Annotated in this window: 16 protein-coding genes and 1 tRNA gene; 3 read left to right on the forward strand and 14 right to left on the reverse strand. The window is 69.3% G+C overall.

From position 1 onward, the window contains the following. From H261_RS15655 to H261_RS26135, 7 genes are all read right to left on the reverse strand, one after another. Nucleotides 1-224, reverse strand: a 224-nt coding sequence (locus H261_RS15655; protein WP_008619337.1) for an NAD(P)H-binding protein, incomplete at its 3' end; no start/stop codon positions are given. Between the two features lie 14 nt (nucleotides 225-238). Then, on the reverse strand, nucleotides 239-781 hold the full coding sequence (hutX, locus tag H261_RS15660) for a heme utilization cystosolic carrier protein HutX (RefSeq protein WP_008619338.1): 543 nt from the start codon (nucleotides 779-781) through the stop codon (nucleotides 239-241). Beyond that, nucleotides 771-2,180 carry a heme anaerobic degradation radical SAM methyltransferase ChuW/HutW gene (hutW, locus tag H261_RS15665; protein WP_008619339.1) on the reverse strand — a complete coding sequence of 470 codons (1,410 nt, stop codon included), beginning with the start codon at nucleotides 2,178-2,180 and terminating at the stop codon, nucleotides 771-773. The genes hutX and hutW overlap by 11 nt, the downstream gene beginning before the upstream one ends. Beyond that, nucleotides 2,177-3,004, reverse strand: a complete 828-nt coding sequence (locus H261_RS15670) for a heme ABC transporter ATP-binding protein (protein ID WP_008619341.1) — start codon at nucleotides 3,002-3,004, stop codon at nucleotides 2,177-2,179. The genes hutW and H261_RS15670 overlap by 4 nt, the downstream gene beginning before the upstream one ends. After that, on the reverse strand, nucleotides 2,998-4,116 hold the full coding sequence (locus H261_RS15675) for a FecCD family ABC transporter permease (RefSeq protein WP_008619343.1): 1,119 nt from the start codon (nucleotides 4,114-4,116) through the stop codon (nucleotides 2,998-3,000). Before H261_RS15675 ends, H261_RS15670 begins: the two co-directional genes overlap by 7 nt. Beyond that, complete coding sequence (locus tag H261_RS15680) at nucleotides 4,106-4,978, reverse strand: heme/hemin ABC transporter substrate-binding protein (protein ID WP_161625041.1); 873 nt, start codon at nucleotides 4,976-4,978, stop codon at nucleotides 4,106-4,108. The genes H261_RS15675 and H261_RS15680 overlap by 11 nt, the downstream gene beginning before the upstream one ends. A gap of 14 nt (nucleotides 4,979-4,992) precedes the next feature. Next, nucleotides 4,993-7,110 (reverse strand): TonB-dependent receptor plug domain-containing protein, encoded by a 2,118-nt coding sequence (locus H261_RS26135; protein ID WP_040476667.1) that lies wholly within the window; start codon nucleotides 7,108-7,110, stop codon nucleotides 4,993-4,995. A gap of 248 nt (nucleotides 7,111-7,358) precedes the next feature. Here H261_RS26135 and dmeF point away from each other — a divergent pair, with 248 nt between their 5' ends. Continuing rightward, on the forward strand, nucleotides 7,359-8,327 hold the full coding sequence (gene dmeF / locus H261_RS15690) for a CDF family Co(II)/Ni(II) efflux transporter DmeF (RefSeq protein WP_008619355.1): 969 nt from the start codon (nucleotides 7,359-7,361) through the stop codon (nucleotides 8,325-8,327). Nucleotides 8,328-8,430: 103 nt separating this feature from the next. Beyond that, complete coding sequence (locus H261_RS15695) at nucleotides 8,431-8,913, forward strand: MarR family winged helix-turn-helix transcriptional regulator (RefSeq protein WP_008619363.1); 483 nt, start codon at nucleotides 8,431-8,433, stop codon at nucleotides 8,911-8,913. A gap of 33 nt (nucleotides 8,914-8,946) precedes the next feature. Here the strand turns inward: H261_RS15695 and H261_RS15700 are convergent, their stop codons facing one another. The 4 genes from H261_RS15700 to thiE all read right to left on the reverse strand — a co-directional run bounded on the left by H261_RS15700 (nucleotide 8,947) and on the right by thiE (nucleotide 11,950). Further along, complete coding sequence (locus H261_RS15700; RefSeq protein ID WP_040476668.1) at nucleotides 8,947-10,155, reverse strand: ABC transporter substrate-binding protein; 1,209 nt, start codon at nucleotides 10,153-10,155, stop codon at nucleotides 8,947-8,949. A 396-nt stretch (nucleotides 10,156-10,551) separates the two neighbouring features. Further along, nucleotides 10,552-10,626 (reverse strand) — tRNA-Val (locus H261_RS15705). 84 nt (nucleotides 10,627-10,710) lie between these two features. Further along, a complete protein-coding gene (locus H261_RS15710; protein ID WP_008619365.1) occupies nucleotides 10,711-11,292 on the reverse strand; it encodes an LOG family protein in 582 nt (193 codons plus the stop codon). 1 nt (nucleotide 11,293) lies between these two features. After that, entirely contained in the window at nucleotides 11,294-11,950 is a 657-nt protein-coding gene (gene thiE, locus H261_RS15715; protein ID WP_008619366.1) for a thiamine phosphate synthase, read from the reverse strand. A 178-nt stretch (nucleotides 11,951-12,128) separates the two neighbouring features. Between thiE and H261_RS15720 the strand changes: the two genes are divergently transcribed. Continuing rightward, nucleotides 12,129-12,422, forward strand: coding sequence for a hypothetical protein (locus tag H261_RS15720; RefSeq protein WP_008619367.1), 294 nt, complete (start codon nucleotides 12,129-12,131; stop codon nucleotides 12,420-12,422). 53 nt (nucleotides 12,423-12,475) lie between these two features. Here H261_RS15720 and fliD read toward each other — a convergent pair whose 3' ends face one another. From fliD to H261_RS15735, 3 genes are all read right to left on the reverse strand, one after another. Then, nucleotides 12,476-13,753, reverse strand: coding sequence for a flagellar filament capping protein FliD (gene fliD / locus H261_RS15725; RefSeq protein ID WP_235062950.1), 1,278 nt, complete (start codon nucleotides 13,751-13,753; stop codon nucleotides 12,476-12,478). A 146-nt stretch (nucleotides 13,754-13,899) separates the two neighbouring features. After that, entirely contained in the window at nucleotides 13,900-15,465 is a 1,566-nt protein-coding gene (locus tag H261_RS15730) for a hypothetical protein (protein WP_008619369.1), read from the reverse strand. Between the two features lie 4 nt (nucleotides 15,466-15,469). Further along, a complete protein-coding gene (locus H261_RS15735) occupies nucleotides 15,470-16,657 on the reverse strand; it encodes an ATP-grasp domain-containing protein (RefSeq protein WP_235062951.1) in 1,188 nt (395 codons plus the stop codon). Nucleotides 16,658-16,661: the final 4 nt, after the last annotated feature.

Below are 16,661 nucleotides of genomic sequence, written 5' to 3' on the forward strand. Positions count from 1 at the left end.
CTCACCACCACCGGGGGCAGGGAACAGGCGGCGAAGGCCCGGCTGACCTGCGGACGGTCGAGGGCGTCGCCCTCGACCAGTGCGCAGCCCAGCAGCGCCAGTTCCGCCGCCGACGATCCCGGCCGGACCATGGCGGTGACCCGCCAGCCGGCGGCGCGGGCCAGCCGGGCCAATTCCAACCCGGTTCCCGTGCGGGCGCCGAACAGCAGCAGGTCGCGGCTCATGCCCATTCCTCCCATCAACCGGCCAGGGCCTGGGGAACCGCCGCGGCGAGGCGGTCGCGCAGCGCGTCGAACCGGCGGATCTGGTCGGGCAGCATGCGGCGCTTGTCGTCGCGGCCCACATAGACCTTGAACATGGAATCGCCCTTGTCGTTGAAGAAGGTGATGGCGCAGGTGTCCATCTTCATGAAGGGGCGCTTGACGAAATGGATGGCGGCGCAATTGCCGTAGCGCAGGTGGCCGCCGATGGCGCCGTGGCCCTCCAGGTTGAAGAAGCCGCGCGCCACCTTGCCGGCGGGCACGGTACCCTTGCATTCCAGGATCAGGTCGCGGGTATGGACCAGGAAGGTGATCTCGCCCCAGGTGGTCAGGTCGGCCATGACCTCCTCGAAGGCGTCGCCGGGGACGGAGACCCGGCAATGGTCGGGCAGGCATTCCGACACCTGCAGCGGGGTGACGCCGTGCTCGATGGCGATGGTTTCCAGCACGCCGTCCTGGGACTCGTCCAGTTGGGCGCGCAGATTGGCCAGGATGGAGGGATCGGTGTGATCAGCCGACATGACGCATTCCTTGTGATTGAGGGAGGGGTGATTGAGGAAGGGGTGATTGAGGGTAGGAAAGGGCGGCGGAGGGGGCTCCGTCTCCCATGAACAGGTCGATCAGCTCGAACAGGCTGCCGACCAGATTGCAGTGCCAGAACCAGCCGGCGGGGGTGAGGACGATGGCCGCGGCCCGGCGGTGGACCAACCCGGCGGATTCCCACTGGGCCAGCAGCGGCTCCAGCGCGGCGGCGAGGCCGGGGGCGGTCAGCGCCTCCAGCCGGGCGACGTCCAGACGACCGCCTTCCAGCCCGCCCATGACCAGATCGCGGGCCGGACGGTTGGCGGGGGGCGGCAGCACCACGGTGATCGGCTTGGTCCCGGCCTCGACGGTCTTGCCGTAAAGCTCGGCGTCGGGCTGGATGACGTAGCGGTGCCCGCCTGCCAGCCCGCCGGCCCCGGCCCCGAAGGCCAAGCAGTCGGCGCCGGCCTTGACCAGCTGGTTGTAGAGGTTGCGCTCGCGCGTCGCCGAGGCCCAGTGGGCCTGGTTGAGGTGGCGCCAGCCGGAATCGTCGAGCATCTCCAGCCCGGCGCCGTACATGGCGGCCATGCGCTCCAGCCCGGCGGCGGGCGGCAGCGCGCCCTTGGCGATGGACAGGGCCAGCGGGCTCTTGTCGTGCAGGGTCAGGCAATAGAGATCGACCCCGTCCAGGCCCAGCGACAGGCAGGTCGCCACGTCGTCCTGCCACATCTCCATGCTCTGGCCCGGCAGGCCGAAGATCAGGTCGCAGACCACCACCGCCCGGTCGCGGTCGCGCAGCCGCTCCATGAAGGCGACGGCTTCCTGCCGGCTGGCCCGGCGGCCCATGCGTTGCCGGAGCCCGGTGTCGAAGGTCTGGATGCCGATGGAAAAGCGGTTGGCGCCGGCCTCCAGGCAGGCGTCGACCTTGTCGTCGTCGAAGCCGGCCACCCGGCCCTCGACGGTGATCTCGCAATCGGGGGCCACGGGCAGGTGGCGGCGCACCGCCGAGACCAGCCGGTACAGGTCGTCCGCCGCCAGGGCGCTGGGGGTGCCGCCGCCGAAATAGACGGCCTGGATGGGCGGGCCGGCGGCCGCCGCCCCGTCCATGGCGATGTCGCGCTCCAGCCGCCTTGCGTACTCGGCCATGGCCTCCTCGGCCGAGCGGTTGCGGTAGAAGCCGCAGAACAGGCAGTGGTTGGCGCAGAACGGCACATGCAGATAGGCCACCCGCTTGCCGGGCCGCCGTTCGGCCAGCAGCCGGGCGGCGATGGCGGGGCCGTCCTCCAGGGGACGGGTCCGGCGCTGAATCCACGGAAACAGGTTGCGTTCGGCGAAGGCGCCGGCCAGCGGCTCGCCCGGGCGGGCGAAATGGGGTTCGAGGGGCAGGAGTATGGTCATGCGCGCAATCCCTGCGGAATGGAGGTGGAGGCCAGGGGGGCGGTGGCCAGGGTCAGGCTGCCGGTCAGCGGATTGCGCAGCGTGACGCAGGCCAGGCCGAATACCTGGCCGATCACGGCGGGCGTCAGCACCGCCTCGGGCGGGCCGAACGCCACCAGCTCTCCCCGGTCGAGGACGGCGATGCGGTCGCCATAGGCGGCGGCGAGGTTGAGGTCGTGGACCACGGCGATCACCCCGACGCCCTCGGCCGCCACCTCGCGGGCCAGCCGGAACATGCCGTGCTGATGGGCGGGATCCAGGTTGGAGGTGTGCTCGTCGAGCAGCAGGCAGCGGCCCCCGTCCACCTCGATTCCGGCGATCTGGGCCAGGGCGCGGGCGATCTGCACCCGCTGGCGCTCGCCGCCCGACAGGCTGGGATAGAAGCGCGCCGCCAGATGGGCGGCGCCCACCCGCTCCAGGCAGTCCAGCGCGATGCCCTGGGCGCGGCGGCTTTCCTCGCGGCCGGCGCCGTGGGGCGAACGGCCGATCAGCACCACCTCCAGCGCCGTGAAGGCGAAGTCCAGCTGGATGTCCTGGGGCACCACCGAACGGCGGCGGGCCAGGGCGGCCATGGGCCAGCCGTCCAGCGGGCGGCCGCAGACGGAAATCCCCCCGTGGTCGGGGCGCGTCTCGCCGGCGATCAGCCGCAGCAGCGACGACTTGCCGGCGCCGTTGGGACCGACCAGGGCGACGACCTCGCCGGCCCGCACCTCCAGCGACACGTCGCTGAGGATGTCGCGCCCGCCCAGATGCAGGGACACGCCGGTCGTCGAGGCGATCAGCATGATCCCCTCCCGTGCGGGGCGCGGCGCAGCAGCAGCCAGATGAAGAACGGCCCGCCCAGGGCGCCGGTCACCACGCCGATGGGCAGGTCGGCGGGGGCGGCGACGGTGCGGGCGAAGATGTCGGCGCCCACCAGCAGGATGGCCCCGCCCAGGGCGGCGCCGGGCATGACCGAGCGGTGGTCGGGACCGGCGATCAGGCGGATCAGGTGGGGGGCCACCAGCCCGATGAAGCCGATCACCCCGGAAACCGCCACCGCCGCGCCCACCGAGGCGGTGACCAGGATTACCGCCAGGCGGCTGACCCGGTTGGCGTCGAAGCCGAGATGGCCGGCCACCGCGTCGCCCAGCAGCATGGCGTTCAGCGCCCGGGCCAGCCGGGGCAGCAGCAGCAGCGGCAGCACGGTCAGCGGGGCGGCGGCCCACACGGCGCGCCAGTCGGCGCCGCCCAGGCTGCCCATCAGCCAGAAGGTCAGGCTTTTCAGTTGCTCGCTGTCCGACAGATAGACCAGCAGGCCGGTCATGGACCCGGCCGAGGCGTTGACCGCCACGCCGGCCAGCAGCATGGCGCCCCGCTCGATGCGGCCATGGCGGCGCGAGATGGCGTAGACCGCCACGGTGGCGGCCAGTCCGCCCAGGAAGGCGGCCAGCGGCATCAGGATTGCGGTCATGCCGGCGGCGGCGGCGCCCAGCCAGGCGGTGCCCAGCACGATGACGGCGACCGCGCCCAGCGCCGCTCCGCTGGAGATGCCCAGCAGGCCGGGGTCGGCCAGGGGGTTGCGGAACAGGCCCTGCAGCGCGGCCCCGCCCATGCCCAGCGCGGCGCCCACCAGCAGGCCGAGCGCCACGCGGGGCAGGCGGATGTTCATCAGGATGGCCGCCTGGCTCGCCGTGTGTTCCACCGGCAGGGCCAGGCCGATCTGCTCGGCCAGGATGGTGGCGAGCTGAAGCGGCGCGATCCGGGCGGGGCCGATGGCGATGCCGGCCAGCACCACCACGGCCAGGCCGAGCCACAGCGCCGCCATGACGAGGGCGGAGCGCGTCCACGACGGACGGGCCGCCGGATCGGCGGCCGCGCCGCGCTTGACCGGCAGGGGCAGCACCTCAGCGTCCATGGTGGGCCACTCCCTCGCCGTGGAACAGTCCCGACAGCCGCCGCAGCGCCTCGCCCAGCCGGGGGCCGAGCCCCAGCATCAGGGGGCCGGGCATGGGGGCGAAGCGCCCGCTCTTGCCCGCCGGGGTGGCGGCCATGCCGGGCAGCCGGGCCATGCCCGCCGCGCCGCCGATGCCATCCCAGCGCTCCTCGACGGTCAGCACCAGATCGGGGGCGGCATTGGTGACCATCTCGCCGTTGAGCGGCTTGAAGCCGGTGATGTCGCCGGCGGCGTTGACGCCGCCGGCCATCTCGATCAGCTGGCCGGCGATGGTGCCGGCCCCGGCCACCACCGTCTGCGACGGATCGTAGTTGAGGACGAACAGCACGCGGGGCTTCTTCTTCGTCCCGGCGACGGTGCGGGCCACCGCGGCGATCTGGTCGTCGAGCGAGCGGCGCAGCGCCTGGGCCTCGCGCTCGGCGCCCAGCAGGCGGCCCATGGCGGCGATGTTGTCCTCCAGCGCCCGCATGGGCGGCGAGCGGTCGAACAGCACCACCGGAATTCCCGCCTGTTCCAGCTGGCGCAGCGCGCTGGCCGGCTCGGCGTCGCGATAGGCCGCCACCATTGTGGGGGACAGCGACAGCACGCCCTCGGCCGAGACCTTCTTGTAATAGCCGACCTGGGGCAGCGCCTTGACCTCGGGCGGCCAGACGCTGGTCTGGTCGACCCCGATCACCGAACCGCCCTTGCCCAGCGCGAAGACGATCTCGGTGAGCGAGCCGCCGATCACCACCAGCCGCGACGTGTCGGCGGCCGAGGCCTGGCGGATACCGCCAAGGCCCAGCAGGACGGCGAGAACGGCGCGGCCGATGATCCAGGTCATGTCCATGGCCTCCTTCAGAAATCGGCGCGGACGTTGAACACCACGCTGCGGCCCGGCTGGTTGGATTCGTCGGGGGTGGTGTTGTAGGTGAGGTTGGTGAGGTTCAGCAGGTCCAGGCCCAGGTGGTAGCCGCCGACATCGGCGCCGAACGAGGCGTTGAAGGTCCGCCAGGCCCGCACCTGGGTCAGGCTGATGGTGCCGGCGGCGGCCGACGACTGGCTCAGTTCGTCGGCGCGCGAGCCGCCCCGCATGTAGAGGTCGGCATAGCCGGTGGCGCCGTCCCACAGGGTGCGCTCGCCTCGCAGGCCGATGCGGCCGCTGACGGTGGGGATGCCGGTCTTGCCGCTGCTGGCCGAGCGGAAGAAGTATTTGCGGCGGATCCAGCTGCCGGTGGCGTAGGGGGTCAGGCCCAGTTCGGCGAAGTGGTAGCGGGCGTCCATCTCGACGCCGGTGCTCTCGGCCCTGTCCAGGTTGACGTAGGTGCCCTCGGTGGAATTGCCGACGGCGCATTGCCCGCCGGACGTCCCGACCACCGCGCAGGACAGCGAGGCGATGTAGTTCCTGGCGGTGGAGCGGAACAGCGAGGTATCCACCGTCAGCCCGCCCGAGCCGTGGCGCATGCCCACTTCCCAGTTGTTGGAGGTCTCGGGCTTGAGGTCGGGATTGGGGCGCGTGGTCGACGACGCGCCGAAATACGAGCCGGTGAAGGCCTGCACCAGGGTGGGATAGACATAGCCCTGGGAAAAACCGCCGCGCAGTACGGTGTCGGGGATGCCGGCATACAGCAGCGTGGCGCTGAAGATGGGGGCGGAATCCGAGGTCGAGCGCATCTTGTAGCCGGCGTCGTTGCTCTGCAGGCTGTCCAGGGCCGAGTTGATCCAGTACTGGCGGGCGCCGAGCACGGCGGAGAAATCGGCGGGCAGCTTCCAGGTATCCTCGCCATAGATGGAAATGGTCTCCGTGTGCCCTTCCATGTCGGCGTAACGGCTGACCGCCGTGGCGAGGCCGACGCCGCTGCGGCCGGTGCGGGTCATGGACTTGTCCAGGTCGTCGCGCAGGTATTGCGCGCCGGTGATCAGCAGGTGATCCTTGTGGGGCGTCCAATCGACCTGGGCGGTGAATCCCTTGGTGGCCTGGGTGTCCTGGTCGTTGTGGAGGTAGTCGTAGGCCGAGGCGGCGGGAATGGCGGTGCCGCTCGCCACGAACTGGGTGAACATCCGGTCGATGGTCTGGTAGTAGGCGTCGGCGTGGAGCTTGGCGATCCAGTCGCTGGGCTTGTCCAGGTCGTAGGTGACGCCGACCTTCTGCAGGTCGCGGGTCGGCATGTCCAGCTGGAACTTGCTGAACGCCGAGCCGATGGTGGACGGCGAGGTGGTCGAGCCGCTGGACAGCTCGTAGCGGTCGACGGCCAGGGCGATCTTGTGGCCATCCGCCCGATAGGCGACGTAGCCCGAGATGCTCTTGTTCTCGGAATTGGAATTGGGCAGGTCGCCGTCGGGGGTGTGGCGGTCGCCTTCCTCGGTGCGGCCGACGAACAGCCGGTAATCCCAGCCGTCCGTGGTGCCCTGGACCAGGGCGTTGGCGCCGTAGCCCTGGGTCGCCGACATGAACGACGCCCCGGCGCTACCCTGGAGCGGCTTGGTGCCGCCCTTCTTGGTGATGATGTTGACCACGCCGCTGATGGCCTTGGAGCCGTAGAGCACCGAATGGGGGCCGCGCACCACCTCGATCCGCTCGATCAGGGCGGGGTCCACCAGGATGGGAGCGCCGTAGGAGGTATGGTCGGTGATTTCCTGGCCGTCGATCAGTACGGCGCCGCGCCGGGCCTCCTCGCCCCTGATCTTGATGCGCTTCATGCCGGGCAGCGAGGATTCGTCGATGGTGACGCCGGGCACGTCGCGCAGCACGTCGGCGATGCTCACCGCGTTGGTGCGCTTGATCTCCTGCTCGCCCATCACCGAGACGCTGACCGGGCTTTCCATCACCGAGGTCTCGGAGCGGGTGGCCGAAACCACCAGGGCGTCGAGCATCATGGAGCCGCGCTCTTGCGGCGCCGCCCCGTCGGCCGCCGCGACCGCGGAAGCGCAGGCCGGGGTGATACAGGCGATGAGCAGGGCGCGTCTCCAAACCATCGGCATTTCCAGGATCCTTGTTGCTGCGAATGACTCGCATTTGCATATATCAAGTCACCGCAGTCAAGGGCTTTTCCGGCCTTATTGCCTTTGCCAGGAACGGAGCCGTCCGATGGCGTCTGGGTATCTTATTGAAATGTCATGAGTCATAAGGAGTATTCCATACTCATGAAATATGCGGACGCCACTCATTTGCATCCACTGAACGATGGGGTTATGGTCGTCCCATGGGAACATAAGGAGGTGAGATGCATATCCACTGCATGGACAGCTATCGCCACCCCCACGCGGATTCCGCCGTCTCTGACCGTTCCGAGCGGCGGGTCCGTCTGGTCTTGATCCTGACCGTCCTCTGCATGGCGGGGGAGATCGCCGCCGGATGGGCCTTCGGCTCGCTGGCCCTGCTGGCCGACGGCTGGCACATGGCCAGCCACGGGGCGGCCATGACCATCGCCCTGTTCGCCTACGCCTTCGCCCGGCGGCACGCCGCCGACCCCGCCTTCACCTTCGGCACCGGCAAGGTCAACGCCCTGGCCGGGTTCACCAGCGCCATCGTCCTGGGCGTGGTGGCGGTGATGATGGTCTGGGAAGCGGCGCAGCGTCTGCTGACCCCCGTGGCGGTCTCCTATGGCGAGGCCATGGCCGTGGCGGTGATCGGGCTGGCGGTCAACCTGGCCAGCGTCCTGATCCTCGACCCGCCCGGCGGGCACGGGCATGAGGACGGACATGACCACCATGCCCACGGGCATGACCACAATCTCCGCGCCGCCACCCTGCATGTGATGGCCGACCTGCTGACCTCGGTGGGGGCCATCGCCGCCCTGGGGGCCGGCATGATGGCGTCATGGGACTGGCTGGACCCCGCCATGGGCCTGGTGGGGGCGGCGGTCATCGGCTGGTGGGCGCGCGGCCTGATCCGCGACACCGCGCGGGTGCTGCTGGACAAGGCCGAAAATCCGGCCCTGGCCGGTGAAATCCGCGCCCTGATCGAGGCCGATGCCGACAATCGGGTGGCCGACCTCCACGTCTGGGCCATCCGTCCCGGCCATCTGGCGGCCATCGTCTCGGTGGTCACCCACTATCCGAGGGATCCCGAGCATTACAAGGAATTGCTGGCGGCGATTCCCGCCCTGGACCACGTCACCGTCGAGGTGATCGGCCACGGCGGCGAGCCGTGCCTTCCCGTCGGCGATCAGCCCGGAACCTCGGTGCCGTGATGGCGCAGGCGGGGGTGACGGGGAACGAGCCGGTTGAATTGCAAGGCAAAATACGATCAGATGCGGCGTCCGCCCGGGACGGAATTGCCGTGAAGGATAAGGCATGGCCGATTTGCTGGCCGACGTGAAGGACCAGGACGCTCTTCCGATCTATGGCAATCCCGGGCATCTGGCGCGCCGGCTCCACCAGATTGCGGTCTCCATTTTCCTGAGCGAGACCGAGGAGTTCGGCATCACCCCCGTCCAATACGCCGCCCTGACCGTGGTCAGCGCCTATCCGGGCGTCGATCAGCGCTCCCTGGCCCGGATGATCGCCTTCGACCGCTCGACTATCGGCGACGTGGTCATCCGGCTGGAGAAGAAGGGGCTGCTCGACCGCCGGGCCGGCGAGGACCGTCGGATCAAAAGGCTTTTCATCACCAAGCAGGGCATGGCTCTGTGGGAACGCATCCAGGAGCCGATCGGCCGTTTCGAGCGGATCCTGCTGGAGCCTCTCGCCGAGGGCGAGCAGGCGATCTTCATGTATCTGCTCCACAAGCTGGTGAACAAGAACAACGAACTCAGCCGGGTGCCGCTGGAAATGTGACGGCCCGGGAATGTCCCGGGCCATCGGATCGGGCTATTTCCGCTTCAGCGCCTTCCAGGGATCGGGAACCTGCTCGATGGTCTGGAATTCGACGTTGACCGGGGTGCCCGCCACCTCTTCGACCCGGCGCAGATAGACGTTCTGGACGATGTCGCGGGTCTCGGGATCGATACGGATGGGGCCGCGCGGGCTGTCGGGATTGGACCAGTGGCTGAGCAGTTCCATGGTCCTGTCGGGTTCGATCTTGCCCTTTTGGGCGATCACGGCGTCGTAGATGGCGGCCATGCCGTCCCAGGCGGCGACGGCGAGCGAGGTGGGAACCGCATTCTCGCCGAATTCCTTCTTCCAGGCGGCGATGAACGCCTGGTTGGCCGGTCTTGTCGCCGAGGGGGAATATTGCAGCAGGGTCGTCACCCCCAGCGCGGACTTGCCCATGTTGGGCAGTTCCTCGTCGCTGGTGGTGTCGCCCGGGCCGATGACCCGGATGCTGGATTTGGTGATGCCGATATCGTTGAACGCCTTCATGATGGTGGTCGCCCGGGGACCGCCCGGGGCGAACAGGTAGACCGTGTCCGGGTTGGCGTCCTTGATCTTCTGCAGATAGGGCAGGTAATCGACGGTCTTGAGCGGAATCCGCACGGCCCCGACGATCTCGCCGCCATTCTCGGTGAAGCTCTTGGTGAAGGCGGTTTCGCCGTCATGGCCGGGGGTGAAGTCGTTGACCACGGTATAGGCGCGCTTGAGGCCCTGTCCGACCGCCCACGGGCCGAGGGGGTAGCTGGTCTGCCACAGGGTCCAGCCGGTGCGGATGACGTAGGGCGATTGCTCGGTCACCGCCGATCCGCCCGCCCCCATGACCACGAAGGGGACCTTGGCCTCCTTGCTGAGCGCCGCCACGGCGGTGGCGTTGGGAGTCCATTGGCCGCCGGTGAGGAACTGGACCTGTTCCCGCAGGATCAGTTCCTGGGCCAGGCGCTTGGCGACGTCGGGATTGGGGCCGGTATCGTCGCGGCGAATCAGCTCGATGGTGGTGCCGGCCGGCAGCCTGGCGTTGTGCAGCTTGGTGTAGAGATTGATGCCGCGCTCTATCTGCTCGCCCAGGGCGGCATCGCTGCCGGAATAGGTGAGAATCACCCCGACCTTGACGATGCCCGCCCAGGCGGCTTGCGGCGGGACGGCGGCCACCGCCAGGGCGGCTGCGGCCACGGCGCACCAAATGGAGTTCGATCGTGTCCTAGACATTCCGAATTTCCTCCCGGAGTTATCGCTGTCGTCTTGCCCGGCCCAGTCTTGCGCGGGGATGCCCCCTTCCTGGCCGGCGGAACGGCTGTGCGGGTAAGCTCTGCGATGACGTGAATGGCAAACGGAAACCATCGACGCATGGACGCGCCGTTCCATCGGCCGCCAGAGTGGCGGATCATCCCCCCCTATCCAGGTCCATGGCGTTGAGCCTTTGGCCCGCGCAGTTTTTCTTCACTGCTTTTCCCGCAGGCTAACCCGCGCCAGGGCCGCGGACTGATCTTAAATCGTCCGGGATTGATTGCTTTTCACGGTCAAGGGGAAGCGAAGGCTCTGCCTGATTCTCGGGCGGCAATTGTCCCGGAACCTGTTTCTTTGATGGAGAGGCAAGGGGGGAAATGGTGGGCGATGCAAGGATTGAACTTGCGACCCCTCCCGTGTGAAGGGAGTGCTCTCCCGCTGAGCTAATCGCCCATTTCCATTGCGGCGGAAGCGGTCTCTACGCTCCCGAGGAGGGCCGCTTTATATGGCGCGCCGCCGGCCCTGTCAAGCGGGCTTTCACGCGGTTTCGCGGTCGATGACGCGAATCGTCGCCGGGGGCTGGTAGGTCTCGAGCAGGGCCAGAAGGGTAGCGGGGTCGTGGTGCACCGCCGCCATCTCCCGGTGGCGGGCCTTGACGAAGCCTTCGCCGGCCATGTGGTCGAGAAAGGCGTGCAGCCGCTCGAAATAGCCGGCTACGTCCAGGAAGCCCAGCGGCTTGGAATGCAGGCCCAGCTGGCCCCAGGTCCACACCTCGAACAACTCCTCCAGCGTGCCGATGCCGCCGGGCAGGGCGATGAAGGCGTCGGCCTGCTCGGCCATGGCCGCCTTGCGCTCGTGCATGCTGGCCACCACCTGCAATTCGGTGAGGTTGGGGTGCCCCACCTCCCATTTCAGCATGGATTCGGGGATCACGCCGATCACCCGGCCGCCGGCCGCCAGGGCGGCATCGGCCACCACGCCCATCAGGCCCACGTTGCCGCCGCCATAGACCAGGGTCATGTCCCGCCCGGCCAGCAGGCGGCCCAGTTGGGCCGCCACCTCGGCATAGGCCGGATTGGCGCCGGAATTGGAGCCGCAGAAGACGCAGACCCGCTTCACTTCAGCCCCCTTCGGCCATGATGCGGGAGAAGGCCCGCACCGCCGCCGCCGGGCCCTCGGGATGGTTCCACACGCCGCCCGACACCGCCAGGAAATCGGCACCCGCCGTCACCAGCGGGCGGCAGTTCTCCACCGTGATGCCGCCGATGGCGACGGACGGAACGGTGAACAGGCCGTGCCACCATTCCAGGATCTCGATGCCGGCGCGGGTGGGGGCGTCCTTGGTTTCGGTGGGGAAGAAGGCGCCGAAGGCCACGTAATCGGCCCCGGCCTCGCCGGCTTCCATGGCCAGATGACGGGAATCGTGGCAGGTGACGCCGACGATGCCCCCGGCCCCCACCGCCTGGCGGGCCTCCTTGTACGAGGCGTCGGTCTGCCCGACATGCACGCCGTCGCACCCGGTCTCGAAGGCCAGATCGGGACGGTCGTTCAGCAGCACCGCCACGCCACGCCGCTGGGCCGGCGGGCGCAGCACGTCGACGACGCGGGCCAGGGCGTCGTCCTCCAGGCCCTTCAGGCGGATCTGCAGGCAGGCGACGTCGCCGGCATCCAGGGCGGCCTCCAGGGTTGCGACCCATTCGAAGGGCTTTTCGATGACCGGCGGGGTGATCAGGTAGAGACGGCAGGAATCGCGGGAAATGGCGGGCCTCGCTGGCAAAAGGGGTTTCGTCCGTTGGATTGCACCATGGCACCGCGCCGATTATGGCGCAACTGCCCTGATCCGCCCTGAAAGAATCACAATTCGTCCATCATTTCGCCACGGACGGGAGCGACCTTATCCCTACCGAACGCGCCATGACGGCCTTCGGAACGAGATAAAGAAAAGGAAGCCTCCCATGCGTGCCACCCGTTTCCTCGCCACCGCCCTTATTGCCGCCTCGCTGCTCCCCGTGGCGGCCCTGGCCCAGGGCAGCACGTCCTCCACCGTCGCTCCGGCCACCGCCGTTCCCGCCATGACCGGCGCCACCGGTCAGACCACCGGGGCGGCCGCCGCCAAGATGGAAAAGGGCAAGAGCGACGCCGCCCACGCCAAGAAGGACGCCAAGGATTACGGCAAGAAGGCCGAGCGCGCCGCCACTCCGGCGACCCCCGCCACTCCCGCCGTCCCGGCGAGCCCGGCCGGCAAGTAGCCGTCCGCCGACGAAAACGGCCCCCTTCCCGGGGGCCGTTGCCGTTTGCGCGATCAGCCGAGGGCGGAGAGCAGGCTGGTGGCGCCGCCGGCCAGACCGCCGGTGGCCTTCGACCCGCCGCCGAGATAATCGAGCAGGCTGGAGCCGCGGCCCAGCAGCGAGCCCAGAACCGTCACCTGCGACGAGATGGCGCCCCGGCTTCCCAGATAGGGGCGGATGGCGTCGTCCATGCCCTTGGCCGCCTGGGCGACCAGGGATTGCACCGAGGCCGGGTCCTTGCCCAGGGCCTCGGCCAGGATGGACTGGTCGATGGACAGCGCGCCGTCCTTTTCCACCCCGATGCCGATCCCGGCCAGGGTCGAGAGGTCGCCGCCGGTGGGATACTCGGCCATGGCGGCGTCGCCGATGCGCTTGAACATGCCGGCGGCCAGATTGGCGTTCGCCGCCAGTTCGCCCTTGTCGCCGGTCATCTCGACGATGGCCTGCTGCAGGCCGTTGAACGACGCCATCATCTTCCGGATGGTTTCGCTCAGGGTGGAACGCGGCACGCTGAGCGCGCCCGTCTCGCTGAACGCCGCCGTGGTGCCGAAGGCCACCGGCACGCCGGCGTTGGACGGCCAGACGAATTCGGTGCCGTCGATGCTGTAAAGGGCGTCGGCGGCCTCGCCGGTCAGGGTCAGCGGCGAGGTGTCGGGGCGCGACGGGTCGAAGTCCAGTTCGGCCAGTCCCGACAGGGCGAAGGCCTTGGCCGCGCCGGTGTCCTGGCCGCTGATCTCCAGTTCGAAGCCGCCGCCCGATTCCACCACCTTGGCGGTCAGGCCGATCCTGGAATCGTTGATGGACTGGGCGATGTCGTTGAGCGAGCCGCCGGCGATGACGATCCCGGCGGGTTCGCCCAGGGCGGTGAAGGCTCCGGTCTCCCCATCCATCTCGCCCATCTGGACGGTCAGGGTTCCGGTGCCCAGCGACACCGAATCGGGGTCGCCGAACAGCGAGGTCACCAGGGTCTGGACGCCGGCCAGGCGGCTGACCTCCACCTCGACCGATCCGGCGCTGCCCGGGCTGGCGGCCTGGGTGGCCACCGCCTGCAAGTCGCCGTCCACCTGGGCGCCCAGGGTGGCGAGGCGGGTGTAGCCGAGCATGGCCGAACCGCTTTGCGTCGAGCCCAGCGACAGGGAATAGGCCTCGTCGCGGCCCAGGCTGAGCGGGCTGGCCGCCGGGTTGGCGGCGGTCTGGGCGGTGGTGCCGTCGCCCTTCTGGCTGGGCGCGGCGTACTGCTTCAACAGGCCGGCGAGGGCGGTCGGCAGGGCGGAAACAGTGTTGGTGCTCATGGCCTTCATGCTCCGGGGCGCCGGTGCGCCCGCTGCAGATTAAATCCTTGCGGAACACCCAAGCAATGGCCGTGCCATTGTGTATCGTGTTGATATAAAGGTGTTTTGTGGTGATGGGCGGTGGGGCGCCCGGCAAACTCTGCCGGTCAGGCCGCTTGCGTCAGGTGCCGCCAGTGGCGCAGCAGCATGTCCAGCTTGGCCAGCACCAGCTTGGCCTCGGCGATTTCCAGGTCGAGGAAGGCTTCCACCGTGCGTCCGGCATGCATGGCCAGCCGGGCGCCGGACACCAGCCGGGCGCCGGCCGCCAGGCGCAGGCCCGAGAGGGTTTCGCCCACCATCACCGGCTGGCCGATATGGCAGGCCAGGGCGGCGAGGCGGCGGTCCCGCTCCCGCGCCGTGGAGGGCAGCAGGGCCGAGACATCGCGGTTGAGCCAGACGTGGAGGCGCCGCAGATCGTCCATGCCCAGCGGAGCCTTGGCCTTGGGCGGCGTGGCGGCGAAGGTCAGGATGGTGGCCAGCCCGTCCCACGACCCCGGCACGCCCCGCTCGGGACGCGGGCAGGGCAGCAGGCGCAGGCGGGGCGCCGCCCCGATGGCGGTGCGGATGGCTCCCAGGAAGGTTTCCAGGATGCGCCGCGCCTCGGCCGCCGGCACCGCGTGGAAGGCGGCCATCTCCCACAGCGCCGCCCACCAGCGCATCAGCAGGCCGATATTGGCGTCGCCGCCCATGGGCCGGCACCAGTTCTCCCAGGCATCGGGCCAGCAATGGCGCTCGGTATAGGCGTTGTAGCCTTCGGGCAGGGCGGCCTGGCCCAGCAGCACCCGTCCGCCGATGCAGGGCGGCACCAGCAGGGCGCCGGCGAAGGGCGGGCCGGTGAAGAATTTCGAGCCGGTGACGATCACCATGAAGCCGTGGCCCAGGTAGCGGGCGACGCTTTCTCGGGACAGCCGCAGCTGCGAGGCGTCGACCACCACGTCCAGGTGGCCGGCGAAACGCTGCGCCAGGGCGAAGGTGAACTCCACCCCCGGCGCCACCAGACCGGTCTTGGAGGTGTCGAGCAGGTGGAGCAGCACCCGGCGGCCCCTGGCCACCTCGCGCTCCACCAGGACCTCGGCGGCCCGGTCGATTTCGTCGGCCGGCAGGGGATTGCCGGCTCCGTCGCGCACCTGGAGGATGGCCAGATCCATCCTGGCGGCGGTGGCCTCGTCCACCGGCCCGTCCACCGTGACGTGATGGCCCATGGCGGTGGTGGCGTTGTAATGGCGGCCCGAGGCTGCCTGCAGGACGTTGCTGGCGGTCTCCCGCGGCGCGATGACGATGCTGGTCAGCTTCCGGCGGTCGGCGGCGAGGGCCAGATGCAGGGCGTAGAACTCGGCGTCGGTGCCCGACGGCGTCAGGATGGCCTCGGTCCCCGGCGCCATGCCGCATTGGCGGGGCACCTCGCCGCGCACCTCTTCCATGGCGCGGGCGTATTCCTCGTCCAGCCGTCCGGCGTGGGCGGCGTCGGCCAGGCGGCGGCGCAATCCCTCCACATGGGCGAAGGCGCCGTCCGACACCGAGGTGGCGGTGGTCGAGGCGAAGGTGATGGCCCACGGGCGGGGGCGGGGCGAACAGCCGTAGCGGTTCAGGCCGCTTTCGCCATCGACCAGCAGGCGCTCGTCGCCGCCGGTGGTCAGCAGGGTGTCGGCCGGTTGAGAGAGATCCCAGGCCATGGCCTCAGGCGCTCTTGGCCTGCTTGATCCGCCGCAGCATGTCCTGGAAGGCCTTGAAGATGCGGCGCATCTGCGGCGCCTTGTAGGGAAAGATGTCGGGCGGGTCCATGGCGTGGACGATCATGGCGGTATCGGCCTCGAACACCAGCAATTGGCCGTCCGGGGTCTCGGCGCAGTCCATGGCGAAATAGTCCAGCCCGATGCGTTCGGCCATGGCGGCGAAGGCCCCGGCGTGACGGGCGGCGAAGTCCCGGTCGAAGGTGGCGAAGGCCTGGGCCTCCTCGGCGCGCTTCTCGGCGCTTTCGCGCATGTCGGCGTTGAGGTAGTGGATCATCCAGTGGCTGGACACCGCCATGTGGCAGACGAAGGGCTTGCCGTCGATCATGGCGATGCGGTACTTGCGGAACAGGCCGTCCGCGCCGCGATAATCCACGAAGCTGGACAGGTAATAGCCCTCGGCGGGTTGGGCGGCCAGATAGAGCGCGATGGTCGAGGGATCGTCCAGCTTGGCCAGCCCCTTGCCGGCGTGGGAATCCAGCGGCCGGGCGATGACCGGGAAGCTGCCGTCGGGCAGAAGGTCGGCCAGGGCCACCTCGCCCCGGCCCAGGCGGGTCAGGGTCTCGGGATCGACCCGGGTGGTGGCGGGGATGCGGACGCCCTTCGCCCCGGCCAGCAGGGTGCTGACCCCGTCGCGGGACAGTTGCAGCACCTTGCGCGGGTCGTTGAGTACCGGCTGGCAGGGCCACAGATCGGCGAAGGCGGCGATGCGTTCGAGAATTTCGCGGTTGGGCTCGGATTCCCCGACGATGACCATGGCCATGTCGTGGCCCGGCACCCGTTCAGGCAGGTCCATGCCCGGCACCACGTACAGCGTGTCCAGGCGGATTCCCGACCCTTCCAGCAGGAACTGGATGGGCACGTTGGACATCAGGTTGCCCGGCGCGGCGAAGGCCAGCAGGCTGATTTCGGGCTCGGCATCGCCGTCGAAGGGATCGCGGTAGACCTGGTCGCGGGCCAGGGCGCGTTCCTGATAGGCCTGCCCGGCCTCTTCATGGCCCAGCAGGAAATGAATGGTGGCGAGGTCGAGCAGGGCGGCCGAATCCGTGGGATCGGCCTCGGCCCGCTTCAACAGTTCGATGGCGGGCGGCACCATGTTCTCGCCATGAAAGGCCATGGTGGTCAGCCGGGCCATCCCC

Origin of the sequence: Paramagnetospirillum caucaseum (genome assembly GCF_000342045.1) — a bacterium.
Taxonomy (GTDB): domain Bacteria; phylum Pseudomonadota; class Alphaproteobacteria; order Rhodospirillales; family Magnetospirillaceae; genus Phaeospirillum; species Phaeospirillum caucaseum.

Bases quoted from the DNA above. Each gene is read 5' to 3' on its own strand.
- hutX (WP_008619338.1), bottom strand. From the start codon at position 781: ATGTCGGCTGATCACACCGATCCCTCCATCCTGGCCAATCTGCGCGCC.
- hutW (WP_008619339.1), bottom strand. From the start codon at position 2,180: ATGACCATACTCCTGCCCCTCGAACCCCATTTCGCCCGCCCGGGCGAG.
- H261_RS15670 (WP_008619341.1), bottom strand. From the start codon at position 3,004: ATGCTGATCGCCTCGACGACCGGCGTGTCCCTGCATCTGGGCGGGCGC.
- H261_RS15675 (WP_008619343.1), bottom strand. From the start codon at position 4,116: ATGGACGCTGAGGTGCTGCCCCTGCCGGTCAAGCGCGGCGCGGCCGCC.
- H261_RS15680 (WP_161625041.1), bottom strand. From the start codon at position 4,978: ATGACCTGGATCATCGGCCGCGCCGTTCTCGCCGTCCTGCTGGGCCTT.
- H261_RS26135 (WP_040476667.1), bottom strand. From the start codon at position 7,110: ATGGTTTGGAGACGCGCCCTGCTCATCGCCTGTATCACCCCGGCCTGC.
- dmeF (WP_008619355.1), top strand. From the start codon at position 7,359: ATGCATATCCACTGCATGGACAGCTATCGCCACCCCCACGCGGATTCC.
- H261_RS15695 (WP_008619363.1), top strand. From the start codon at position 8,431: ATGGCCGATTTGCTGGCCGACGTGAAGGACCAGGACGCTCTTCCGATC.
- H261_RS15700 (WP_040476668.1), bottom strand. From the start codon at position 10,155: ATGTCTAGGACACGATCGAACTCCATTTGGTGCGCCGTGGCCGCAGCC.
- H261_RS15720 (WP_008619367.1), top strand. From the start codon at position 12,129: ATGCGTGCCACCCGTTTCCTCGCCACCGCCCTTATTGCCGCCTCGCTG.
- fliD (WP_235062950.1), bottom strand. From the start codon at position 13,753: ATGAGCACCAACACTGTTTCCGCCCTGCCGACCGCCCTCGCCGGCCTG.
- H261_RS15730 (WP_008619369.1), bottom strand. From the start codon at position 15,465: ATGGCCTGGGATCTCTCTCAACCGGCCGACACCCTGCTGACCACCGGC.
- H261_RS15735 (WP_235062951.1), bottom strand. From the start codon at position 16,657: ATGGCCCGGCTGACCACCATGGCCTTTCATGGCGAGAACATGGTGCCG.